The organism is Paenibacillus tyrphae (assembly GCF_027925525.1).
Classification (GTDB): Bacteria; Bacillota; Bacilli; order Paenibacillales; family NBRC-103111; genus Paenibacillus_G; species Paenibacillus_G tyrfis_B.
The window spans coordinates 268,148-291,629 of the sequence record NZ_BSDJ01000002.1; the positions used below are offsets into that span (position 1 = coordinate 268,148).

At 51.5% G+C, this 23,482-nt stretch carries 21 protein-coding genes and 1 other annotated feature (1 of these 22 only partly in view); all 21 genes read right to left on the reverse strand.

Annotated elements, in window-relative coordinates; translation table 11 throughout:
- Nucleotides 1-110, reverse strand: a binding site (T-box leader); it reaches 157 nt to the left of the window's first position.
- Between the two features lie 74 nt (nt 111-184).
- On the reverse strand, nt 185-1,660 hold the full coding sequence (locus QMG93_RS03110) for a protein adenylyltransferase SelO (protein ID WP_281933427.1): 1,476 nt from the start codon (nt 1,658-1,660) through the stop codon (nt 185-187).
- A 69-nt stretch (nt 1,661-1,729) separates the two neighbouring features.
- On the reverse strand, nt 1,730-2,602 hold the full coding sequence (locus QMG93_RS03115; RefSeq protein ID WP_281933428.1) for an alpha/beta fold hydrolase: 873 nt from the start codon (nt 2,600-2,602) through the stop codon (nt 1,730-1,732).
- A gap of 58 nt (nt 2,603-2,660) precedes the next feature.
- Complete coding sequence (locus tag QMG93_RS03120) at nt 2,661-3,083, reverse strand: MarR family winged helix-turn-helix transcriptional regulator (protein WP_281933429.1); 423 nt, start codon at nt 3,081-3,083, stop codon at nt 2,661-2,663.
- 155 nt (nt 3,084-3,238) lie between these two features.
- Nucleotides 3,239-4,156, reverse strand: a complete 918-nt coding sequence (locus QMG93_RS03125) for a helix-turn-helix transcriptional regulator (RefSeq protein ID WP_281933430.1) — start codon at nt 4,154-4,156, stop codon at nt 3,239-3,241.
- A complete protein-coding gene (locus tag QMG93_RS03130) occupies nt 4,146-6,428 on the reverse strand; it encodes an excinuclease ABC subunit UvrA (protein ID WP_281933431.1) in 2,283 nt (760 codons plus the stop codon). The genes QMG93_RS03125 and QMG93_RS03130 overlap by 11 nt, the downstream gene beginning before the upstream one ends.
- 177 nt (nt 6,429-6,605) lie before the next feature.
- Nucleotides 6,606-7,667: a suppressor of fused domain protein gene (locus QMG93_RS03135; protein ID WP_281933432.1), complete on the reverse strand. Its 1,062-nt coding sequence runs from the start codon at nt 7,665-7,667 to the stop codon at nt 6,606-6,608.
- A 290-nt stretch (nt 7,668-7,957) separates the two neighbouring features.
- Nucleotides 7,958-9,337 carry an amino acid permease gene (locus QMG93_RS03140; protein WP_281933433.1) on the reverse strand — a complete coding sequence of 460 codons (1,380 nt, stop codon included), beginning with the start codon at nt 9,335-9,337 and terminating at the stop codon, nt 7,958-7,960.
- Nucleotides 9,338-9,628: 291 nt separating this feature from the next.
- Nucleotides 9,629-10,147, reverse strand: coding sequence for a GNAT family N-acetyltransferase (locus QMG93_RS03145; protein ID WP_281933434.1), 519 nt, complete (start codon nt 10,145-10,147; stop codon nt 9,629-9,631).
- Nucleotides 10,148-10,173: 26 nt separating this feature from the next.
- A complete protein-coding gene (locus QMG93_RS03150; RefSeq protein ID WP_281933435.1) occupies nt 10,174-10,626 on the reverse strand; it encodes a MarR family winged helix-turn-helix transcriptional regulator in 453 nt (150 codons plus the stop codon).
- Between the two features lie 252 nt (nt 10,627-10,878).
- Nucleotides 10,879-11,028: a hypothetical protein gene (locus QMG93_RS03155; protein ID WP_281933436.1), complete on the reverse strand. Its 150-nt coding sequence runs from the start codon at nt 11,026-11,028 to the stop codon at nt 10,879-10,881.
- A 59-nt stretch (nt 11,029-11,087) separates the two neighbouring features.
- Nucleotides 11,088-11,396: a metal-sulfur cluster assembly factor gene (locus tag QMG93_RS03160; RefSeq protein WP_281933437.1), complete on the reverse strand. Its 309-nt coding sequence runs from the start codon at nt 11,394-11,396 to the stop codon at nt 11,088-11,090.
- A 36-nt stretch (nt 11,397-11,432) separates the two neighbouring features.
- Complete coding sequence (locus QMG93_RS03165; RefSeq protein ID WP_281933438.1) at nt 11,433-12,665, reverse strand: hypothetical protein; 1,233 nt, start codon at nt 12,663-12,665, stop codon at nt 11,433-11,435.
- A gap of 39 nt (nt 12,666-12,704) precedes the next feature.
- Entirely contained in the window at nt 12,705-12,929 is a 225-nt protein-coding gene (locus tag QMG93_RS03170; RefSeq protein ID WP_281933439.1) for a DUF2249 domain-containing protein, read from the reverse strand.
- On the reverse strand, nt 12,926-13,234 hold the full coding sequence (locus tag QMG93_RS03175; protein ID WP_281933440.1) for a DUF2249 domain-containing protein: 309 nt from the start codon (nt 13,232-13,234) through the stop codon (nt 12,926-12,928). Before QMG93_RS03175 ends, QMG93_RS03170 begins: the two co-directional genes overlap by 4 nt.
- Before the next feature lie 173 nt (nt 13,235-13,407).
- Nucleotides 13,408-14,685 (reverse strand): MFS transporter, encoded by a 1,278-nt coding sequence (locus tag QMG93_RS03180; RefSeq protein WP_281933441.1) that lies wholly within the window; start codon nt 14,683-14,685, stop codon nt 13,408-13,410.
- Between the two features lie 435 nt (nt 14,686-15,120).
- Nucleotides 15,121-15,480, reverse strand: coding sequence for a hypothetical protein (locus QMG93_RS03185; RefSeq protein WP_281933442.1), 360 nt, complete (start codon nt 15,478-15,480; stop codon nt 15,121-15,123).
- Between the two features lie 554 nt (nt 15,481-16,034).
- Nucleotides 16,035-16,442 carry a hypothetical protein gene (locus QMG93_RS03190; RefSeq protein WP_281933443.1) on the reverse strand — a complete coding sequence of 136 codons (408 nt, stop codon included), beginning with the start codon at nt 16,440-16,442 and terminating at the stop codon, nt 16,035-16,037.
- A gap of 447 nt (nt 16,443-16,889) precedes the next feature.
- Nucleotides 16,890-20,048 (reverse strand): beta-galactosidase, encoded by a 3,159-nt coding sequence (locus QMG93_RS03195; protein WP_281933444.1) that lies wholly within the window; start codon nt 20,046-20,048, stop codon nt 16,890-16,892.
- A 12-nt stretch (nt 20,049-20,060) separates the two neighbouring features.
- Nucleotides 20,061-20,954 carry a carbohydrate ABC transporter permease gene (locus tag QMG93_RS03200; RefSeq protein ID WP_281933445.1) on the reverse strand — a complete coding sequence of 298 codons (894 nt, stop codon included), beginning with the start codon at nt 20,952-20,954 and terminating at the stop codon, nt 20,061-20,063.
- Complete coding sequence (locus QMG93_RS03205; protein WP_010494781.1) at nt 20,948-21,844, reverse strand: ABC transporter permease; 897 nt, start codon at nt 21,842-21,844, stop codon at nt 20,948-20,950. The genes QMG93_RS03200 and QMG93_RS03205 overlap by 7 nt, the downstream gene beginning before the upstream one ends.
- A 13-nt stretch (nt 21,845-21,857) precedes the next feature.
- Nucleotides 21,858-23,471: an extracellular solute-binding protein gene (locus tag QMG93_RS03210; RefSeq protein WP_281933446.1), complete on the reverse strand. Its 1,614-nt coding sequence runs from the start codon at nt 23,469-23,471 to the stop codon at nt 21,858-21,860.
- Between the last annotated feature and the right edge of the window lie 11 nt (nt 23,472-23,482).

Consider the following 23,482-nt stretch of genomic DNA (forward strand, 5'->3'; position numbering starts at 1 on the left):
GCAAAGCATATCCCGGGTCCGCTTCATCCAAGACCAACGTACCGGCTTTCACCACCCCCGGTTCGCTGCGACTGTTCGTCCTGAACTACTGTCCCGTTCATTTATGTTGGCTTATTCAATTCGTGGCACGATATTTAACAGTAGTTATACCTGAATTGGAACGTATTGTCAAGAACTTACACGATCACGTACCGCAAAAGGTGCGGTAAGGACGATTGGATGGCGCGGGCAGCGTGCAGTATTCCGCTTGCTCGGGAGTGTGCTCGTACGGATTCGAAAGAGCCTGCACAAGCCGCTCCATTACACTGTAATCCCCCTGCTTCACCGCAGCGTCCAGCGCTTCTTCTACCCGGTGGTTGCGCGGGATGATCGCGGGATTGCTGCTGCGCATCAACTGCTGCGAAGAGGCCTGCGGCTCTTGCTGTCTCCCCCGTCTCGCCTGCCACATCTCATGCCACTGCACGAACTCCGTCGTTCCGTTGAATGCCAAATTCTCGTGCTTATCAAACGTCAAAGCCCGGAACGTATTGGTATAGTCCGCCCGATGCTTCTGCATCATGACGAGAAGATCCTTCATCAGGGCTTCGTCCTCCGGCTCTTCGTTAAAGAGGCCCAGCTTCGCCCTCATTCCGGCAAGCCAATGACCGGCAAACTGTTCGACAAAACCGGAAATGGCATCCTCCGCCAGCCGCACCGCCTCATCTTCGTCGTCGTGGAGCAGCGGCAATAACGCTTCGGCCAATCTGGCGAGATTCCATGCGGCAATCGACGGCTGATTGCCATAGGCATAGCGGCCGTGAACGTCGATGGAGCTGAATACCGTTGCCGGATCATAGGCATCCATGAAAGCGCAAGGACCATAATCGATGGTCTCTCCGCTCAGGGCCATGTTATCGGTATTCATTACCCCGTGAATAAAGCCGACGAGCTGCCATTTGGCAATCAGCGCAGCCTGCCGCTTGATCACTTCCTGAAGCAGGGCTAGATAGCGGTTCTCCGCCGCGCCGGCTTCCGGATAATGCCTTTGGATGGTATAATCCGCCAAAGTCCGGAGCTCCTCGACGGTGCCCCAATTGGCAGCGTATTGAAAGGTGCCGACGCGTATATGACTGGCGGCCACCCGGGTCAGAATCGCACCGGGCAGCTCGGTTTCGCGGAAGATTTCCTCGCCGGTCGTCACCACCGCCAAGCTGCGGGTGGTCGGAATGCCGAGCGCATACATCGCTTCGCTGATGATATATTCGCGCAGCATCGGTCCAAGCGCCGCCCGACCGTCACCGCCACGGGAATACGGCGTTCTGCCCGATCCCTTAAGCTGAATATCTACCCGTGTATTGTCGGGGGTGATCTGTTCGCCAAGCAGCAAGGCTCGACCGTCTCCCAGCATGGTGAAATGCCCGAATTGATGCCCTGCGTAAGCCTGAGCAAGAGGCGCAGCCCCTTCGGGAATGCGGTTACCGGCAAACACCGCTGCACCCTCGCTGCCTCGCAGCGCCTCGGCGTTCAAGCCAAGGGATGCCGCTAACCGATCATTCAGAACGATCAGCTTCGGCGAGCGAACAGGGGGTGGCTCAAGCCTGGAAAAAAACGTATCCGGCAGGCGAGCATAGCTGTTGTCGAAATTCCATCCTGGATCTATGATTGCTTTGTTCTCAGTCATCGGATCTCCTTTTTACCGTTCAAAAATAAAATACAAGCCGACGTTTTAGTGTTTGTTTCTACCAGTTTGTTATACACTTTCCAGCGCGTTTGGGCATATTGTTGCCTGATAAATTCCTTTCAAAAACACATCAAACCATTCGTAGAATTCTTCTTTGTTACTTAAATGGACATTGTGGTCGGAATGTGACATTTCATGGGCAATACAATTCGGAATCAGGGATTGCATGCTAATAAAATCTTCGTCCGATATTGCTTGGTTGCCTTTTGCTCTGATTAACAATACCAGACACTGTATGCCCGGTAATAGATGAAACCAATTTTCATAATACGCCATGTTGGCAGCCATAGCCTGTGAACTGAACATCATCTGATACCCCTCTACAGTTTCCACCAAACTATTCATAAAATACTGATATTCCAAATTTGAATCCGCAGCCTGTCTAATAAAATTCATTGCTTCGTTCCGTGTGGCAAAGGGTAAGGGCCAATTTTTTGTCAATGGGTCACGGAGTTGGCTTTTATCTATCATTACCTTGTTTGGCTCTGCAGGTCCTGATGCAGATTTGTCAAGGATAGCTACTGCTTTTACGTACTCAGGATATACCGCTGCCAGATATCCTGCTACTGCTCCACCCATGGAATGACCTACTAAAATGATGGAATCTATCTTTAAATAATCTAATAGTTGAATGATGTCCTCGGCCATTTCTTCAGCCGTATATTTGGATATAGGTTTACTACTCAATCCATGTCCTCTTTGATCTGGTGCGATAATTCTGTATTGTTCTCCATAGTGTTGGATAAAATCAAACCAGGTTTCTGCTCTTCCCCTTCTTCCATGAAGACAAAGAATAGGTGGCCCTTCGGTTTTTGTATCAAAGTAAAACATATCGATACTCTTCAACTTAGCAATGCTTCTGTAGATTTTGATTTTTTTCATACAATTTTCCCTCCATAACTCGTTATAGTTTGATATCAAACTAAATTGATAAAAAAAATTAAAAGTTATTATAAATCTTATTTAAAATTCTTACTAACTCTTCCTGTTCATTTTGTGAGATGTTTAAGTAAAAAACGTCTAGTACTGTATTGGATATTTCCTCGAACACAGGTTTCAGTTCATTCCCTTTGTGAGTTAAGGTCACATAAGCAACTCTTGCATCCGCTGTGTCTCTTTCCTTTGCCACATATCCGAGTCTGACCAATTTATCCACAAGTGCCGTTACGGTTGATTTATCCCTGCCAATCTTCTCGGCAATCTCTGCCATAGTAAGTCTTGGCTTCTTAAAAAGAGCATGGAGGATATCACCATGTGAAGTTACAATACCCTCTACCCCGTGTTCCATCATCTCGGATACAATGAGTCGATTGACCTTCTCTCGTATTTTTGAAATTAATGATATACCATCTTTTTTTCTCATGGCCACATTATAGTTTTACATCAAACTATTGTCAATATGTAGATATGGGTGCCACTCCGACAGCATTTCAAAAATGTGAGAAATCGAGATTCAAAATTGGATCAGGTGCAAGGTTTTTGCGAGATTTCTTTATAAACCTCGCACCTGTAGTGATTCTAAGAATACATCTTGGCGATCTCGGCGATATGTCTGCGAAAGTCGTCGACCAATTCGGAAGGCGCCAGCAAGGTTACGTTCGTGCCATAGCTCATCAGATGCCGAATCGCGCTTTCTTTCGTATAATAGCAGGCATCGGCCAAGATCGTTCCGTCCGGACCGCTCTTAAGCTGATCCGGTAAAAATTCGTCTCTTACCCTCGTTTTTACCGCGGCTTGAAAACGAAAGCGTACACAGACGCACGGAGCCGCACCACTCTGGACGCGGTCGGCATCGACATCCTCTATCGATAGCCCGCGACGGCTAAACGTTTCGGACATCATCCGCACCCGGTTCATACGGGAAAGCCGAAAGACCCGCAAAGCGGAACGAACCCGGCAATACCCCCACAGGTACCAGGCATTGCTTTTCAAATACAGTCCCATCGGCTCGACCATGCGCTGCGTTTCCGCGCCGTGAATATCCATATAATCCAACTGGACTAATCGGTGTTCCTTGATCGCAAGATGGAGCGTACGAAGATGCTCTTTGGCACCGGATGCCGGAGCAAAGTCAAGAAGCATCCCGCTCGTATCAAGATCATGCAGCTTATCCGAGATCAGGGCGCCGACCCGGTCCAGAAGCTCCGCCATCCCCGTATCGCCGGTTGCGGACTGCATCCCCCGCAAGGCATTGTAGATCGAATACAAATCCTCAAGCGACAAGTATTGTCTGTCCAGCCGGTAGCTCTGCATAATTTCGTACCCGCCGTCCGAACCGGAAAAAGAAACGACGGGAATGCCCGCCCGGTTGATCGTTTCCATGTCTCTGTAGATCGTTCGGAGCGATACTTCAAACCGGGCGGCCAAGTCCGTTGCGCTTATTCTTTTGTGGTTCAATAGCATCATCGTAATCGAAAACAGCCGGTCAAGCCTCAAACGAACCCCCTCCCTTCCCTAACGATTCGCGCAAATAAGAGCCTGTAACGGAATGGCTGGCGTCAAGTATTTGCCGCGGGGTCCCTGCAAACACCACTTCCCCTCCTTTATGTCCGCCTTCAGGTCCCATATCGATAATCCAGTCCGCCTGCTTGATCATATCCGGATTATGTTCGATCACGATGACCGTACTTCCTCCCTCTACCAAACGTTCTAAAATAGCCAGCAAATGCCCAATGTCCGACATGTGCAGCCCCGTCGTCGGTTCATCCATCACATAGATGCGCCCCTTCTTGTGCAGTTCGCAAGCGAGTTTGAGACGCTGGCATTCCCCGCCCGACAACGTGCTTAACGGCTGGCCGAGCGTTAAATAATCGAGTCCTACATCGTAAAGAGCCTGCAGCGTGGGCCGTATGGTGGCGTGATCCTGAAAGAATTGGAGCGCCTGCCGGACACTCATGGCAAGCACATCCGAAATGGATTTTCCCTTAAAAGCGTATTGCAGCACCTCGTCTTTAAAACGCTTCCCTTCACATATTTCACACACGGTTACGACGCCTTCCATAAAGGCGAGGTCGGTATAGATGACGCCAAGCCCTTGACATTCCGGACATGCCCCTTTGGAATTGAAGCTGAACAGCGACGCGTTCACTTTGTTCGACCGTGCGAAGCATTTGCGTATCTCGTCCATCAGGCCCGTATACGTCGCGGGATTGGAACGAATGGACGTATTGACGGACGATTGATCGATGACAACCGCATCGGGATGTGTGGGCAGAAATACCCCGTTGATGAGCGTGCTCTTGCCCGAGCCTGCCACGCCGGTCACAACGGTCAGAACGCCGACGGGAATGTCGACCGTTACGTTTTTCAGATTGTGCAGCGCGGCATCTGCAATCCTCATATATCCGGCCGGTTTCCGGTAATCGGCCTTCATCGGGACCCCCTGCCTCATCGCTTGTCCCGTAAGCGTATCCGATTGTAACAATCCTTGCAATCCGCCTTCGTACATAATCTCTCCGCCTTCGGCACCGGCGCGCGGTCCGACATCGACGATGTGGTCTGCAATGTGAATGACATCCCGGTCGTGCTCCACAACAAGCACGGTATTGCCTTTATCCCGCAGCTTCCGCAGCAGTCCGTTCAACCGATGCACGTCGCGCGGATGCAGGCCGATGCTCGGCTCGTCGAAAATATACATCATGTCGATCAAGCTGCTGCTTAGATGCCGGACCATCTTGATCCGCTGCGATTCACCTCCCGATAAAGTGGCCGTTTCACGATTCAGACTGAGATAGTCGAGCCCCATATCGACCATATGCTGCAGCCGCTCCGTCAGGCTGGTTACGATCGGCGCCGCGACCGGATCGCGGATTTCGCGGAGAACTGGAATGAGCTCTCCGATCTCCATCGCGGCATGTTGAGCTATGTTGAGGCCGTTGATCCTGCAGCTCAAGGCCGCTTGGCTGAGCCGGGTACCATCACACCGCGGGCATGTCGACAGCCGGATGAACCGCTGCACTTGACTTTGCGTCTTTTCCGACAGCTCGCTGCTGTCCCTCTTGATGAACAAGCGGGTAAACTTGTCGACCACGCCTTCGAAGTCGGAGTGAACGGGACCGCCTTTGGAGGGGAGAGCAATTTTGGTGCCTTTCCCGTAAAGGAGCGTATGCCATTCTTCCTCCGTGTACGCTTCCAGCTTCTTATCGTTATCGAACAGCCCCGATAAGGTGTACGTTTTCCAATACCAGGTGCCTACCGCGAACACCGGAAACAGGATCGCTCCTTCGTTCAGCGACCGGGATTTGTCAAACAGCCGGTGCACATCAAGCGAGACACTCCGGCCCATGCCGTCGCATTCCGGGCACATCCCCGCAGGATCGTTAAAAGAAAACGCGTGGGAATACCCGATATACGGCTTGCCGATCCGCGAGAACAACAGCCGGAGCAGCGAATAAATGTCCGTGATCGTCCCTACGGTCGAGCGGGAATTGGCGCCGAGACGTCTCTGATCGATGACGATGGCCGTCGACAAGTTTTCGATCGCATCCGCGTCCGGCTGGCCGTACCGGGGCAGACGGTTACGGATAAATGCCGTAAACGTCTCGCTCAACTGGCGCTGGGCTTCGGCACTGACGGTATCGAAGACGATCGACGACTTGCCCGAGCCCGATACACCGGTAAAAATCGTTATTTTCCGCTTCGGAATCCGGAGCGACACATTTTTTAAATTGTTTTCCCTTGCACCTTTTATCACGATATACTCTTGCATTTGCACTTCCCCCTCCATACGTTCGGCTGCATCTCTATCTTAAACGCCCCTCCCTGACAACCTTATGTCAGGATGGTCTTGTACCGGCAAAAAAAAGAAACCGCCGGCAGGACGATTGTCCTGCTGACGGTGTGCGTTTCGCCGTTTCGATCATGCAGCCGCCAGGAGCAGGCAGCTTTATCCGATAACCTCTACGACGTTTCCTTCGTTATCCTTAATGTGTGTTTTTACAATCTGAATGGCGATTCCCGGTAAAGCAGAGAGCTCAATGACGCTTTCTTTGGGCAGCAATTTCCGGCTGAATTCCCCGGCCGTCGCCTCATCCAGCGTGAGTCGGACCTCGTCCTCTCCGGCTTCGCAACCCGGCTTCTCCCCCGCCTCAAACACGACCCGGATTTCCCGGCTGACCAGTGTCAGATCTTTCCCCTTCAGAATGCGCCCTTGAAGCAGTTTCCCAATGATTCCGGCCTGCTTGGCCCCCAGCTTAAGCGTGGAAGGCGTCTTGCTGAACCAGCCCTTTTTCCCAGTCTCCCATGCCAATTGATCGACATATAAAAAGCCGGTATTCGAGCCTTCCTCCTTCATTCCTTTCTGCACGGCTTCCGATATGGAAGGAATATCCAGATGCGAGGCCCGTGACAGATCCGTGATGTAATGAGGCATATGATCCAAACAAACGGAGAGCACGCCAAGCGTATTCCACGTTTGCATCGCTTCGAGCTCGTCGCGCGTGATGCCGACCATCTGCAAAAATTCCACCCGCCCGTTCGGCGTATCGATGGCCGGAAGCTCCGGGTCCTCAACGAAGGCCAAGGCGGTCAGCAGCGTATCGGCACCCAGGCAGATCGGACCGTTGGCATCCAAGTAATCGCCCGATCTAAAAATATTGCCGCTATTAAAAACGTATCTTCCCATATTTTGCAGCAGGTTCAGCGCCCAAGCCGGAGGTTCTTCCTCTTCTTCCCCGCGCGTCAGCCGAAACGTCAATTCAAATCCATAGCCGCTCTCTTCGGCATTGTCCGATTCCTTATCGTACAGCTCCGTAAATCCATAAGTCACGAAATGCCAATGCGGCGCAGGCTTGTCCGCCTTATAAACACTGATTCCGTCCAGCGGGTCTTGGCCCCCCAATGAATAGGGAAGGATCGTTCCGTAATGCTTCGGCTCCTGGTCCCCGTAAAGCCTCGACATTTCCCGATCAATGGCATCCCAGCCCGCTGCGTTTGCTTCTTCGTTCAATTCCCGTTCCCTCCCAAAAGTTCAGTCTATGCTGCCATAGCAGGCGTTCGGAGACATGTCCCATCAAGCTTTCATCGCTGTTCCCTGCAAAAAAAATCCTCGAGGGTAACTGGCTATTGCCGTTCCTTCACCGTCAAGCTAGTCTTGCGTGTCAAGAAACACTTCTAACATGGTAACCCCAGTTGGAAATTATATCAATACTTCGATGTACCCGATTTGATATAAAAAAAGCCGAGCGGACCCAGGACACGACCTGAGCCCGCTCGGCGGTATTTTGCTATAGCGGCCTTCTACGCTTCCTTCTCTGCTTCGACTTTTTGCCGCTTTCCCATGCCAAAGACATAATAGCTCACAACGACGATCAGAATGAATAACGCTCCGACAATTAGCGATACGCGTGTATCGGGGTTAAAGCACATTCCGATTAGCACCAGGAACAAGAAAATGATCGTGATGTAGTTGCTGACCGGGAACAAAACAGACTTGAACGGATGATCCTTCAAGCTGTCCTTCCATTGGTGTCTGAACTTAAATTGACTGAAGGCAAGCGCAAGCCACGGCACCATCCCCGGAAGAACGCTGGCACTGTAAATATACAAGAACAATTTGGAGTCAGGAAGCAGGTAATTAAACAGAACTCCGACCAACAGCAAAGAAATCGTGGTAGCGATGCTATTCCGCGGGACGCCGCTCCGGGACACTTTTCCGAAAAATTTAGGCGCCTGACCGTTGGAGGCCAACGTATACAGCATTCTTCCCGCACTGTAAATCCCGCTATTGCAGCCTGACATCGCAGCCGTGAGAACAACGAAGTTGATGATGCCCGCGGCGGCGACAATGCCTACCTTGGCAAAGGTCATGACGAAGGGGCTGCCGATCTCGCCGACCTGGTTCCATGGATAAATCGTGACGATGACAAAGACGGCGCCCGCGTAAAAAATCAGAATGCGCCAGACAACATTTTTGATCGCTTTGCGCAGGGTGAACTTCGGATTTTCCGCTTCACCGGCGGTAATGCCAACCAATTCAACGCCTTGATAAGCGGCCGTTACGATGCAGAGGGCAAATAAAAACCCTTTCAATCCTCCGGCGAAAAAGCCGCCATGCGCATAAAGATTCGAAAGGCCGATAGGTTGTCCTCCATTGCCCAAACCGAAGAAGATCATGGCTGTTCCAACCACAATCATGGCGACAATCGCGAAGACTTTGATCATGGCGAACCAAAATTCAAATTCCCCGTAAAATTTGACAGCCGCTAAATTGGCCGCTGCAATGATAGCTACGCCAGCCAAGGCCGGCAGCCATTGCGGAATGTCGGGAAACCAGTAGCCGACGTAAATTCCGATGGCGGTCACTTCCGCCATGCCCACCGTGAGCCACAAAAACCAGTAGCTCCAAGCCGTCAAGTAACCGGCCAGAGGGCTGACATATTTATGAGCGAACGTAGCAAAAGATCCGGTAACCGGTTCGAGAAACAGCATCTCACCCATGATGCGCATGACAAAAAACACAATGATGCCAGCCAACAAATAGGCTAGCAATACGGAAGGCCCGGCCCATTTTATCGTGCTTGCCGACCCCATGAACAGTCCGACGCCAATCGTGCCCCCGAGCGCAATCAGCTCAATATGCCTTGTTTTCAGTCCTCTGACTAATTGCTTGGATTCCAAGAAAACGCCCCCATTCTATGTATGTTCCTTCAAAAGCGGATCAGCAAAAAGACCGCCTCTCTTGCTCAACCTTATTTTTCCGACCACCTCCAATACCACAAAATTGTATGACATCAAACGAAGAAATACAACTGTCGCAGATCAGGCAGCCGTTGGAAAATGGTGGTTGAAGCTCGATTGTCCATTTAAAGGGACATTTTATATATTCAAGAAAAGATAGCGTTTTCCTCCTGTGCAAATAAAAAAACAGCCCTGTCCCTTAATCGGACAGTAGCCGTTGTTCACTAGTTGTTAGTTGAGTGTTTTGGTCATTATAAAATCAATTTGTTCTTCATCACCCATATAGAAAGAATGGGCTCCAGTTTGAACAAACCCCATTTTCTCATAAAAAGCAATCGCATTTTCATTTCTTTCCCATACGCCCAGCCAGATTTTCTTTTTATTACATTCCAGCGCAATTTCTATCGCTTGATTTAGCAGATATTTACCCAGCCCATGTTTTTGAAATTTGCTCTTTATATAAATCCTCTCGATTTCAAGCGATTCATCCCCCATTTCTTCAGACTGAGCATCATTGATATTGACCTTTAAATATCCGGCGACTTCATGGTTACAATAAACAAAAAAGAATTGCGAAGAACTATGGGATAATTCTTGTTCCAATTGTTTTAAGTTAAATGCCCTTTCCAAATAGGCATTCATATTTTCGGGTGAATTCTGATCCTTAAATGTCTCATCAAATGTTTCATAACTAATTTCTTGAAGTTTGCGTAAATCTTCGAAGGCACACTTTTTTATAGTTATAGTCATTTAAATATGTCGCTCCTTTATAATAATCAATATTTTCTCTTGCTTCCCTTTTTCACCAATTCCCAGTCTTTTTCTATATTTTTTCTTACTCTTTGAAGAAGATTGAACATGATTTCCGCTTCTTTTTCGGAAAATCCCTCTAAAGCAACGGTATTGGAATAATCGTGTTCTCTTTTTATAGAAGGATAAACATTGTTCCCTTTCTCCGTTGGAAACAGTTTTTTTATTTTTTTGTTATGTTGATCCTCTTTCTTTTCAATAAAGCCATTCATTTCAAGTTTTTGTATCGCCCGAGCTGCTGTCGTACGATCGACTTTAATCATCTCGGCTAACTTTTCTTGAATGATTCCCGGGTTTTCACATATCCGGACAAGGTACAAATACTGCCCTTTTGTAAGGTCGTGTTCTTTAAATTCGATATTACTAATAGAATCTAAAGCTCTTGCTATCATTCCAATTTCACGAAGAATTTCCTTCATAATGAACTCCTTGGCAGCACATATTTTGTTGCAAATACAATAAAAATGAACTATATTAAACTTAACTCAACTTTATTGCATTTGCAATAAAAAAAATGACAAAGAGGCTTTCAGCGGGGCTTACGGTGGGAAGTTGGGAAATCATCATTACTATAGCACAGCAAAGTTGTTTGTTTTGGAATCGGTATAATCATCCGTCTCCACGCCGTCTACGATCATCATACCGCCGCCTTGAACGACCAGCACGTAGACTTAGCTTCCCGAATGCCGGTGTACAGGAAGCTGCTGGCCCGGCATGAAATTCAACGTAAAAATGATGGTTCCGTCCGCTTGGAACAATACTTTTTTCGTAAACCGCTCCTCTTGAAACAGTTGGTGCGCCTCAAGCCTTTTGATTTCCATCTGATGTTCCTCCGTTTCGTCACTTCTGCGTTCCCGCCGGGCCGCCTTCTCCACAGCTCTTACCAAGCACTCAATTGACGTTTTGCTTCGTCCGACATCCGATCTGGCGTCCATTGCGGCTCCCACACAACCTCTACACTGACACCGGCGACGCCGGGCTTTCCCTCCAGGGCACGGCGCACGCCGCCGATAATCGTATCGTGGAGCGGGCAACCGGGAGTGGTTAACGTCATCCGGATCGCAATGTGTCCGTCTTTGATGTCAATACCATAAATCAGACCGAGGTCTACGACATTTACGCCGAGCTCCGGGTCGAACACCAGCATCAGCTGACGCTGGACCGTATCTTCGTTTACTTGTGTTGTCATGACATTTTCTCCTCTCTTATGGGCAAAAAGTACCATTTATCTTGTAAATACTCTGGCAATTACGCCGATATAGAACAGCGCTCCGGCGGATAGCGCCGCTATGCCTGTAGCGATAGCTCGCGGTTCCATGAATCCCATGCCCGCCACAGCTACCAGCAGCCCCGCAGCCATCACCCACATCCCCACATCGACGCTGCGCTCGCTTATGAGGTCGGACATGACGGGCACCCCAGACCTCCCTGCTTGATCGCCGTATTTGTGCGTCCACCATAGGAACGGCACGATTTTCGACATGTATCCAAGAACCGTTACCGCCACCCATCCCCACAGGTATACCCAACCGGCGATAACGATCCATGTCAAGCTCCTCAGCAGCGAAGGTGCCGCAAGCCCGATGCCAAGCGATAGGATGCAAAAAACGAGCAATGCCTTGGTGCTCCATATGGTCCAGACGATCCCGCGCCCCGGCGAGGCTTTATGGCTGTGCTTGCGAATGTCCCGAATAAGCCGATCATAGGCGAGCAGCGCTGCAGCGAGCAGCAAAATGACCCCAAGCGTCAGCCCGGACCAGCCTGGAACGAGAGAAGCCCCTACGCCCAGCAGGACAGCCGCATTCCATAGTCCGAGGATATAATATTGGGGCCGGTCAGAGGCGCCATGAGACAAATAAAACATCGGCAGCATTTTGTAGCTGAATCCGGTAATCAACAGCCCGAACCAGCCGAGCGTCCCAAGCCAGATATGGGCGGCGAGCAATCGTTCATGCAGGTCAACCCAGAGTTGGAACGCAAAGTTTAAGCCCATGGCCAAGCCGAGCAGCCCGGTCAATGCCAAATACAACAGCGCGCAGGCGGTGCTCAGGGTGATCGGATTCCAGCGCTTCGCCTCCCACAGCGTCCGCCCGACGTTCCAGACAAAAAGCAGAATACCGATGACTGCCGAGACGGCTCCTACAGCGATCCATTCGACCCGGCTCAGTAAAAATCCGGCCAGCAGGATGACCGTCCCTCCTGTGAAAAATACATAATGCACATAGCCAAGCATGCGGCTGTAAATGCGGCGTTGAAGCACGACATCGATCAACTGGTAGACCGCCCCCATCGCGACCATCGTCGCCCAATCCAGCACCAGCAAATGAATGCGAAACCAGCCGTCGGGACTGCGTGGATGGTCCAGCGCCCAGCCTCCGGCGGTGAAAAGCGATCCCACATGAAACAAGACAAAGCTGGCAATTCCCGTGGCAATAAATAACAGCGGCAGACGGAACATGCTTTACACCTCCAGGCAGCAAGCTTTTTTTTCTAAAAGCTATTTTTTCGTAATCGCGACTTTGGCGGTGCCGTCCGGCTGCGGGTCGACCTCATACGAATACTGGAGCCGCCGCAGCTCCTCGATCAAAAACATGGGGACTCGGTCATTGTGAATAACGAGAATGTCTCCATTCCCCATGTCCTCCAGCGCCTTCAGCGTAAGCAGCATCGGCTGCGGAGGCTCCAGTCCCCGGTTGTCCAATTCCGTGATATTCCCGCTCATGACCCGGCCTCCTCATCTGCAGGGATGAAGGAGTGCAAGGACATAGCTTCCAGCTTCGCCCGAGCCCCGGCTCCTTTGGCGAAAGCAGTGATCCAATGATCGTCGCTGACGCTTTCGACCTTATTGGCGTACCCTTTCGCCTTCATGATGCCTAGCAGCGGCGTAGGTTTAAATATCGCATGCAGCACGAACACATCGTCCAACTCCAGCGCATTCACCGCATCCATAATCTGCTTGAACGGCTCCAGCTTTTGCCGCAAAAATGGCCGCACATCCAGCTCCACTACGTTTACGTTTCGCTTCATGTCTCTTCCCCCAATCCATTTGCCGCATCGAAAGCCGGTCCAAATGAGAATTATTTTCACTGTATCTACAGTGTAGCGAATTCGGCAGCGCCAGTTTGTGACTGCAATCACAAGATGAAAAAAATCCTGCCAACAGGCAGGATTTCTGCAAGCTATTCCGTTTCGGATTCCGCTTAATGCGCATTCATGTTCATATCGACGGCTGCCGGCTGTGCAGACTGCGTATGCTCCGGCGCTTTGCTGTTCATGATCGGCATCATGGCCAGTGCGCCGAGAAGGAGCAGCAGGCCCGCGCCGGTGTAAATCGAGACTAACGAAAATGCATCCTTTAACGCCCCGGCGAAAGACATCGAAATGACCATCATCCCGACGAACATGGGGTTCAGTACCCCATTTACCCTTCCCACGATGGATGCGGGCGACCATTTCAGAATCATCGTGCTGATGCCAATATGAATGCAAGGAAACACGAGCCCGCTCAAAAACTGCACTCCGAGCGTAACCGGTATGCTTGTCGAATACCCGACGATCACCGTACAAACGCCGCCGATGAGCATGCCGATTGCGAGCAAGAGCTGCGGCGCGACACGCTTGGCAAAAACCGATACGAGCCCGCCGCCGATCAGCATAGCGGCACCGTACACCATCAACAGATATTGCAGAAATTTCTCGTCGCTTCCAAGCCGCTCCGTGACGACGAACAGACCGAGCGTTTGCGTAATGCCCATGGAGAGACCGGTCAGAATGAACGCAACTCCAAGCATCCGCAGCACCGGACTTTGCCAGACATAACGGAAACCTTCGACGAATTGCTCGCGGAATTGCCCTTTTCCGGCTTCCGTCTGCGGTTCCTGCCGATCCTTGGGCAAGCGGGTCAGGATGAGCGCGGAAAGCAGAAATGCCACCCCCATAACCGCTACGGATGTTTCCAGTCCAAACGTACTGTAGGCAAATGTGCCAAGCATGGGACCGAGCACCATGAAGATCGCCATTAGCGTCTGGAACAACGCCATGCCCTGCTGCAGCTGCTCTTCGGGCACGTGAAGCTTGAACAGCCGAACAGCCGAAGGCTGGGTAAACTGCGAAAGAATGGCCGAGATGAAGGTGACCAGATAGACGGATTGCCAGGACCCGTAATGAACGGTCGCAAGCACGAGGAACACCGACACCGCGGACAGCAGATCGCACCAGATCATCGTGCGTTTCGGCCGCCAACGGTCGGCGAACGTGCCTCCGATGAACGAAAATATGAAGATAGGCGCAAATTCCGCAACGCTGATCAGCGAAATGGCGCTCGGATCGTCGTTCGTCTTATCTGCAACATAAAGAAGAATCGCGAAATTACGTACCCAAATGCCGATCTGCAGCAGCATGTTGGATAGCAGAATCGTCTGCATGAAACGATTGCGAAAAAGATTCGGGCTTTTAGCGTTTTCCCGTTGTTTATTCATATTGCCAACCTCCTTGTGATTTCCGGCGGCCACCTCTCCAATCGGATGGGCCGCCTACTTGCTCTATGTAAAAGCTCAGTTCTTTTAAATAAAACATTGTTACGTTATATTAGTTTGCTTTATGCAGGCGGGACTCCGCATTGTGTAGAGACATTCTGCCGAATCTGCGGGTAAATACACATTGTTATTTCACTGAGAGGCAGAACGTTTTTCAGTTTCAACAAAAAACCGTCCCGGCCAATATGGTTTTCTTAACCTTCCCTCCTATCCTGCAGCCATCACTCTACTGTCAGTCAGTACCTTCGAAAATAATGTAACATAACATTGTTACGTTGTGAAGAGGTGATTTTTGTTCCGCTTTAAAATAAAAAAGACACGTGCCTTAAAAGGTCGTGTCTTGGTGGGATTTGGGCTTTTAGAATCCCTCGCTTTCTCTTATCTCGGAAAGCTCCCTTTCGTGTAGGAATCCCACAGGTTATTGACAAATTCGATATCGATCTTATGATCGAATGCCTTGGCCATCAAACCAAAGTCGTCCGATACATATCCTGCCAGCTCCGGGCTTTGAGTGATCCGAAACGTTTGTTTGAACACCGTCTCCCTGATTTCGCGGATCACCGCATCTTCAGACGGATGCATTGCTTCCAGCTTGTCATAACTGGAACTCCATGCTTCAGCGAATTCAGCTTCATCCCTAGCGTCCAATTCGGCGTCCCAATCCACATCTTTGCTGAAAACACGCTCGATAAACGTGCCGTCACCCAGGCTCGAAAGTATCTCACTCGCAGCGATCAACGTAATCCCCTCCTCCCCTATTTATAGTAATGAAAATGACTTTACAATTCAATGACCGTACCGGGCACAAGGGTTCATGCACACACCTCTCACCGCACGATAACCTGCGATAAAAAGTCTACTTTAAACGATTACTTGGCCTAGTTCCGATATTTGGATAGCAATTCAACTATTTCTCAATCAACATGCGTTGCTATACTCTTCTAAGATGAGTAATGATAATTTCCATACCTTTGAGGATTCGGTGCTGGATAATCTGGAAGAAAAGCATTAAGAAAATTTCCAGTAAATGCTCCGGACACCAAGAACTCTATTACATGGCATCTTTGGCATATTGCAAGAATTGAGAACATGACAATGAATATTTTAGTCGCAAACGGTCAGCCGATGCTTTATTAGAATATAGAATAGCTTCAACAAACGGGAATAAATATAATATAGCCTAGCAAAAATAAGACTGTAACTATCGCACAGTCTCCAGAATGTTGATATCATGGGGATTTCGGGAATAACCAACTTACATTTTTTGTGTTCCTTGTCCATGGGCAAATAACCTAGGTACTGACAGGCTGCCAAATTCCTGATGAGATAATTTTGAAATCTGTTGGTCCAATACGTGTACCAGCAATGTAAGTGTCGCCAGAGAAACCAGACCAGACATGCACGGAAGGTAAAACATCCATATTATCGGTTTCTACTACAACCTCGTAGGAGAATCCGGGAGTAAAAGGTTGACCTGTCGTACCAACAGAGTTGGCGTTATGCATCGATTCGTCAGAGTTAATTGTAAAGGAAAGTATACCAGGAGGGATAAGAACCTTCGGTGCCCCTATAACAAGTCTGAAGATTGAGACTTGAAAGGTTTCAGAAATTATTCCGCGGTTTAACACTACCCAATCTACCGCTGCTGCGGTTGGTGGCAAATAAAAGGGACCACTAGAAAGCGTAAATTGAAACGGCATATTTAATAAATCTCCTCTCTATAAATGTGAACTCAAATATAAAATATGCAGAATGAGACCAAATAGAATCGGTTTGATCATTAAATCAATGTCTGCTAATACTAAGATGGAGAATTTATGTAATAGCGAAGTCCATGGAGCTCTTTGGCATCCGCGAAACTTCGCTCAATCGTTTGGTACTGGAGACGGTACATGGCTTCACTTTTTCAAGAATAAAGGAAAAGTCAATGTGTTTGTGGATCTCGCGAAGCAAATGATTTTGAGTAACGAGTTCTTCTAAACAAACGAATTCGTAGTTGTTTTGCACAATATTAACGCGGTGAATGGATAAATAACGAAAACAAAGAAATAGCCTGTTGAGGGGTTTCTCAACAGGCTGAAAACGGTGACTATCGCACAGTCTCATTCCTCCAATGGCATACGTATGGCCTTGATCCCATTCGGGCTTTACAGCCACGCCGCCTGTTCGTTCACAGGCTCGATTCGCACTTCATTATCGCGATACACGGCAATAAGCTTGCCCGTCACGTCCGCAGCAAACAAAACAGAACGTTCCGCTTCAATCGTAAAACGGTACTTGGCGCCGTTGACCAGGTCCTCAATCTCCACATCTGCAGGATGAGCGTACTCAGATACGAAGACGAAGAGCGCCCCCTTCGCAAACGTGAGCTTGCGTCCATAAATACCTGCAAGCTCCCCGCCTTGCCGCCACACCATTTCGGGCTGTACACCGGCGGCCTGGATGACGTGTTTGTACAGCTCGCGAATCGGTTCGGTGCGGTCGTTCAATTCGACCGGCAGCGGACACCAGAATAGGCGTCCCATCCCCAGGAAAACGTCGGTTAGCCGGGTACCGCCGGACGCCGCATCCTCCTCCGGAATCCCTTTGCACAGCTCGGCGATTTTGCGTCGTCCGAACGAGACGGAATAGGCGTTCCCGTCGATCATCAGCCGCTCTTCCCGGCACACGTTCCCTTCCCGGTACGGACCGAACTGCTCGCCGAGACGCCCGGTCGGCCTCCAATATTCATCCAGCCCGAGCGGCCCCGTGAAGAGCAGCGTTCCGCCTCGGGTACGGATATGCTCGACTAAAGTCTCCATCGCCCGGTCGCTGAAATTGTGCGCGCTCGGAACGACGATCAGCTTCGGGCAGCGCTCGGACAATGGCTTGAGGTCGTATTCCCCGACGGCGAAAAACGGGCATTTCAGCTCATAAGCTAGCACCCGAGTCAGCCGTGCCGTCGCTTCGCAGGCGAGCCTGCGGTTCGAAAAGTCGTTCGAATACGGAAACACAACGGCGATTTCCTCCGGCTTCCTTCCGGTAAACAAGTCGCGGATTTCGTTCATGAAGCGGCCAAAATCGTACGAAACATCCGCCTCCGGCTTCTCCGTACCGTCGGCCCGCAGGGCACCGATGTTCGACTCGTTAATGTTGTTCATGTAATAATTCGTACTCCAGATCCATTGGACCGCGCCTGCGGCGCCCGTAGCAAACGCATACGCATATTTGCGCTCCAGCAAATATTTCAGCTCGGTCTCCGACCGCTTCGCCCGCCCGTCCGGCGTCTCCAGATACATAATGCCGGTTTCCTGCACCAGATTCGGCTTCTCCACCACTTTGGTAAAAATGCCATCCCATACCAAATCGTCATTCAGCCACCAGGAATGAACCGACGTGTAATCGACCTCGGAGCCGTAAAACAGCGGAGACGGGCGCTGGCCGCCAAGCGCTTCGTCCTGACCGACCGTAATAAGCGCGCCGGGATGCAGCGCACGGATCGTCCCGCTTAAGCTGCGCACCCATTCGTTGTGCATCTCCATCGTAAACAAGGTGTAGTCGAGCCATGGCGCTCCCCTTTTCCCTCTCGCCATATCGTGCACGTCGAAGTTGATCTCTTCCGGCGCGGGCGGACTGGCCGCCTCGAAGGTCGGCAGCTCGGCCGGTGTCATGCCCCAGCGCTCCTGCAGCCGCCGTACCGAGCCGTGCCGTCTTTGCAGCCAAGCGGAATAGGCGGCACGCTCCTCCCGGTCGCGCACCGGACGCGGACCGGCGAACACCCGCTTCGGATCGAACAGCGACGGCTCGTTGATCAAGTCCCAATGCACGTTCGTCGTATGGCGATGCCGTGATACGATGCCGGCCAGGAACCGTTTCTGCGCTTCCACGCTCCGCGGGTCCAGATACGGATTCGCCCCTTCCCACGCTTCCGGCGCAAACGCGAAAAACGTAAAGTTCACTTCCAGCCCGTACCTTTTCGCCGTAAGAATAAACGCATCAATCGCGCGCAGCGCCTCCTCGGACAGATGACCATCGACGAACATCACCTGCCGGTGCGCGGTCCAGATCCCCGTCCGGATGAAGTTGATTCCGGCCCGCCGCATCTGCGCCATATCCCGGTTCCACACCGACACGTTCGGCAGAAACAGAAATTTCCGCGCCACATCCGAGCTCATGTAGGTCATGCCGACCACCGGCATCGGACGGCCATCCTTCCAAAAATAATCCCGATCGCAGCGCAAAGGACTGCCCGTGCGAAGCAGCTCATCGTCCCTTCCCCAGAAGCCTTGCCGTAGCACGCGCACCTCACCGAGTTCGGACTCCGCTCTGCAGACAATCTCATACAGCCCCGGCACGACGGAAAGCGGAAGCAGCAGCTCTGCGAAGCTCTGCTCCCGGGAGACGATGGCTTGCATTTCCCCCATCCACACCGGCTCCGTCGGACCACTCGCCCCTTCCATTGTCCGACTCTCCCGATACACTTCGATGGCAAAGCGCCAGGAGCGGCCAGCCGGAGCCGTCTCGCCCGTTCGCAGCAGGCCTTGCATTTGCAGCTTCAGCTTCGGACGCTCGCCCGGCTCATACGAGGCGTAGTTCGTTTTCAGCGTCAGCTCGGTCACGCCGAGCGCGCAGTATGCCGCCCATTCCGCAAGAGCCGTAGCCCCGCCCTTTTCCCAGAACGACGCTGTCGCAAGCTGGTGAATGAACAGCCAGCGGCTTCCGGCGAACTCGCCTTTCGTATTTTCCAGCAGCACCACCGGAGCCGCAACCTCTCGGCCCTCGGACGATATGCCTTTTAGCAGTGGGTACAGATGCGCATCCATCGGTCCGGCCGAGCCGCTTTCGTGGGGCTGATCGTCATGGCGCGTCACGTGGAGAATCAGGCTGCAGGTCGGCTGAATCTCAAAGAGCGGCTCCTGACCGCGCAGCAGAGGCATATCTTCGCTGGCCGCCAGCTTCGCGATCGGAGCGGAATCGACCGTCACCGCTTCGTGGATGCGGAGCTGGCGGTGATAGGCCGATTGCTCGGCTTCGGCGTGCCATGCTCCGTTCTCTCGGTAGACCGGGATGCGGAACGGGGCTCCGCCCATGCTGACAAGCCCGCCTCCCCTTTGCAGAAAATCCAGGATCGCGCCCCACGCGTCTTTCGGGAAATAAGGGGCATGGAGATTCACCAGACACCCGGTGTCCATGCCCAAGAGCACCTGCGGCAGCTGCTCCGCCCGGACCACGCGGAAGACGCCGGACAGCCGTTCGAGACCGGCTTCATCCATTCGTTCCCCAAGGAAAGGGAACTCCGGATCATACAATACGATAACGTTGTCCATGCTGACTCCTTTCTAACCTTTAACGGAACCGATCATCGCGCCTTTGACGAAATATTTTTGCACGAAGGGGTATACGATCAAGATCGGCAGCGTGGCGACCACGATATTCGCCATTTTGATCGTCGATTCGCTAATTTCCTGCTGGTAGGCGATGCTGATGCCCTGGCTTTGCATCGCCGTCGACGTGTTGGTCAGCAGATCCCGCAATACCGCTTGCAGCGCCCATTTGTCCTTCGAAGAAATATACAGGATCGTGGAAAAAAAGTCGTTCCAATACATCACGGCCATAAACAAGGCAATCGTGGCCAGCACCGCTTTCGAAAGCGGAAGCACGATCCGAAAAAAAATGACCAGATCGTTTGCCCCGTCGATGTAAGCCGACTCCTCCACCTCCGCCGGAATCCCGGCAAAAAAGCTGCGCATGATGAAAATGTTCCACGCCCCGATCGCCGACGGAAGAATGAGTGCCAAATACGAGTTCAGCATGCCCAACTCCTTGACGAGCAAATAACCGGGAATCATTCCGCCGTGGAACAGCATCGTAAACAAAATCATCAGCGTAAACAGTTTTCGGCCTCGCAAGCGCGATTTCGAGATCGCGTACGCAGTCGCCGCCGTAATGAATGTGGCGAATAAGGTGCCCGTCAACGTAACGATGAGCGAAACCTTGAAGCCGGACAGCACAGCCGCATTGCCGAGCACCGTTTCATAAGCGGCAAGCGAGAAGCCTTTGGGCAGGAGGAACAATCCGCCGCTTCCCGCCAGTTTCGCATCGCTTAACGAATACATGATCACGTACCAGTACGGGTAAAGCATGATAACCACGAGCGCCAGCATGAACATCGTGTTGGCTGCTTGGAACAGCCGGCTTCCGGCAGACGGCTTTCTTTTCAGCTTCCTCACCATAGGCCCTCCTCGCCGAACCTTTTCGCCAATTGATTCGAAGCTGCGACCAGAATCAGCGCAATGACCGACTTAAACACCCCGGCAGCCGCACCCAAGCTGTAACTCGCGTCCACGATCCCTTTGCGGTATACGTAGGTATCGATAATATCGGCCACGTCCATGACCAGCGGATTGTACAGCAGCAGCGTCTGCAGGAATCCGGCGTCCAAAATATTGCCGAGACTGAGAATGAACAGGATAACGATCACGTGACGGATCGACGGAAGTGTAATGTTCCACATTTGCCTGAACCGGCCTGCCCCGTCCACAATGGCAGCTTCGTACAGCTGCGGGTTGATGCCCGAAATGGCGGCCAAATAAATGATCGTCCCCCAGCCGACCTCCTTGTAGATATCGGTAGCGACCAGAATGGAGCGGAAATACGATTTTTCGATCAAAAAGTCGACCGGCTCTCCCCCAAACCATCCCATCACCTGGTTGACAAGGCCGTCCACCGGATTCAAAAAGATGATGATAATCCCGGAAAAAATAACCCACGAAATAAAGTGTGGCAAATAAACGACGGTTTGCACGAACCGCTGAAACACGAGCTGCTTGACCTCATTTAGCAAAAGAGCGAGCACGATTGGCGCCGGAAAACCCCAGACCAGCTTCAGCGTGCTGATGATCAGCGTATTCTTGAACACGCTCGTGAAGTCCAGCATCGTGAACAGCTTTTCGAACTGGTACAGCCCGACCCAGTCGCTGCCCCCGACGCCCTGCAATATGTTGTACTCCTGAAAAGCGATGACCAAACCGTACATCGGGATGTATTTGAACACGACGATGAACAGCATGCCGGGCAACAGCAGCAAATATAAGTACTTGTCCCTGACCAGATCTTTTAGCAAGAGGTTTTCCCCCTTATTTGTAAGGCTTGATTTCTTTGTCATACCATGTTAAAAATTCCGCATACTCCTGCTTTTGCGCTTTGTACAGGGTGTTCGCCTCTTCCTCTACCTTTTTGCCGCCCATCGCATAATATTTCTCGACAAACTTATCGAATTCGTCGATGTTTTTCTTGCCGGAAATGATGCCGTAGAACACTTCATCCCGCACTTTCTCGATATCCTTGATGTATTCCTTGAAAGCTGGACGATCGTTCGTCTTGAACCGGACCACCAGCTCCCGTAGCGGCTTGGACGTTGCCTCGCCCTTCTTGAACAGGTCGATCACCTGCGGAATGTTGGAAATATTCGCTTCGTCCTTCCGGCTCAAATACCAGGTGTAGTTGCCAATGCCGAGCTTGTTCTGTTCGTCCGGAGTCAGGAGCGATTGGAACTGGCCGTTCTCCATCTTGTAATGCTCGCCTTCCTTGCCGAAGCTGACCAGCTTGAACGTTTCGGGAGAAGCGATCCGGTTCAGCACTTGAACCGCGCCTGCGGGATCTTTGGTCTTGCTAGTCACGCCGATGAAGCACCAGCCACCGACCGCTTCGGGATAATCTGAGCTGAAGCCGTCCGGCCCTTTGATCGGCGGAATCGCGAGCAGCTCGCCCGAAGGGTTGTTCGCCTTGAACGATTTGTACAGCGTGCTGGACGGGTTGAAATAAGCGATCCAGCGGTAGAAGGAGCCGACTTTGCCGCTTGCGGCGATTTCCTCGAACTTATTGGCGTCCGTATTGCTGATCGTCCGCGGATCGATGAGCCCTTCCTTATACATGCTCTGCAAAACCTTCAAAGCTTCTTTCGTCTGCGGAAGCACCGCGCCGTATTTGACCGTTCCGTCAGGCTGCACCATGAATTCGTTCGGAATCGACTTGTAGGCGAAGAAAATCGGCGCGAACGTGCGGTATTCCGCCGAGCCTGCGATTCCGGGGCCGGACAGGCCGTACGTGTCGTCCTTGCCGTTGCCGTCAGGATCTCGCTTCGTAAACGCTCTCAAAACTTCGATGTATTCATCCACCGTCGTCGGTACCTTCAACCCAAGCTTATCGAGCCAGTCCTTGCGGATGATCGTCGTCATGGAGGTCGCTTCCGCTACGTCTCCCGGCAGGCGGTACATCTTCCCTTTTTCATAGGAATAGAACATCGTTTCCGGAGAATAGTAATTCAAAATCATCTTGCCATTCTTCTGGAGGTAAGGAACGAGGTCAACGAGCGCGCCGGATTTTACCCAGTTCGTGTATTCCTTGTCCATGCCGTACCACCACTGAATGTCGGGCATGGTGCTTTTGTCGCTCATATTCAAATTGATTTTCGTCTGTGCATCTTCCCAGCCCGGCAGGAAAACGCTCTCAAGCGCAACCGGTTTACCGAGCGCCTTCGTCAGATCTTCTTCCAGCGCTTTTTCCGCCCAGGAATTCGGCGTTTTCGCCCCGCCCATCAAAGCCATCGAAAGATTAAGTGAGGCGTCTGACGGCTTGGACTGCCCGCTGCCGTCGGCGGAGCTCGCCGTCCCGTTATTCCCGCCGTTCTGGCAGGCAACGAGGCTTGCGGTAAGGAATGCTACAGGAACAAAAGCCTTTAACTTTTTCAAACGGATGACCT

What these genes read in the sequence shown, in the direction of transcription:
- QMG93_RS03110 (WP_281933427.1), bottom strand. Translation starts at nt 1,660, where the DNA reads ATGACTGAGAACAAAGCAATCATAGATCCAGGATGGAATTTCGACAAC.
- QMG93_RS03115 (WP_281933428.1), bottom strand. Translation starts at nt 2,602, where the DNA reads ATGAAAAAAATCAAAATCTACAGAAGCATTGCTAAGTTGAAGAGTATC.
- QMG93_RS03120 (WP_281933429.1), bottom strand. Translation starts at nt 3,083, where the DNA reads ATGAGAAAAAAAGATGGTATATCATTAATTTCAAAAATACGAGAGAAG.
- QMG93_RS03130 (WP_281933431.1), bottom strand. Translation starts at nt 6,428, where the DNA reads ATGCAAGAGTATATCGTGATAAAAGGTGCAAGGGAAAACAATTTAAAA.
- QMG93_RS03145 (WP_281933434.1), bottom strand. Translation starts at nt 10,147, where the DNA reads ATGACTATAACTATAAAAAAGTGTGCCTTCGAAGATTTACGCAAACTT.
- QMG93_RS03150 (WP_281933435.1), bottom strand. Translation starts at nt 10,626, where the DNA reads ATGAAGGAAATTCTTCGTGAAATTGGAATGATAGCAAGAGCTTTAGAT.
- QMG93_RS03155 (WP_281933436.1), bottom strand. Translation starts at nt 11,028, where the DNA reads ATGGAAATCAAAAGGCTTGAGGCGCACCAACTGTTTCAAGAGGAGCGG.
- QMG93_RS03160 (WP_281933437.1), bottom strand. Translation starts at nt 11,396, where the DNA reads ATGACAACACAAGTAAACGAAGATACGGTCCAGCGTCAGCTGATGCTG.
- QMG93_RS03165 (WP_281933438.1), bottom strand. Translation starts at nt 12,665, where the DNA reads ATGTTCCGTCTGCCGCTGTTATTTATTGCCACGGGAATTGCCAGCTTT.
- QMG93_RS03170 (WP_281933439.1), bottom strand. Translation starts at nt 12,929, where the DNA reads ATGAGCGGGAATATCACGGAATTGGACAACCGGGGACTGGAGCCTCCG.
- QMG93_RS03175 (WP_281933440.1), bottom strand. Translation starts at nt 13,234, where the DNA reads ATGAAGCGAAACGTAAACGTAGTGGAGCTGGATGTGCGGCCATTTTTG.
- QMG93_RS03180 (WP_281933441.1), bottom strand. Translation starts at nt 14,685, where the DNA reads ATGAATAAACAACGGGAAAACGCTAAAAGCCCGAATCTTTTTCGCAAT.
- QMG93_RS03190 (WP_281933443.1), bottom strand. Translation starts at nt 16,442, where the DNA reads ATGCCGTTTCAATTTACGCTTTCTAGTGGTCCCTTTTATTTGCCACCA.
- QMG93_RS03195 (WP_281933444.1), bottom strand. Translation starts at nt 20,048, where the DNA reads ATGGACAACGTTATCGTATTGTATGATCCGGAGTTCCCTTTCCTTGGG.
- QMG93_RS03200 (WP_281933445.1), bottom strand. Translation starts at nt 20,954, where the DNA reads ATGGTGAGGAAGCTGAAAAGAAAGCCGTCTGCCGGAAGCCGGCTGTTC.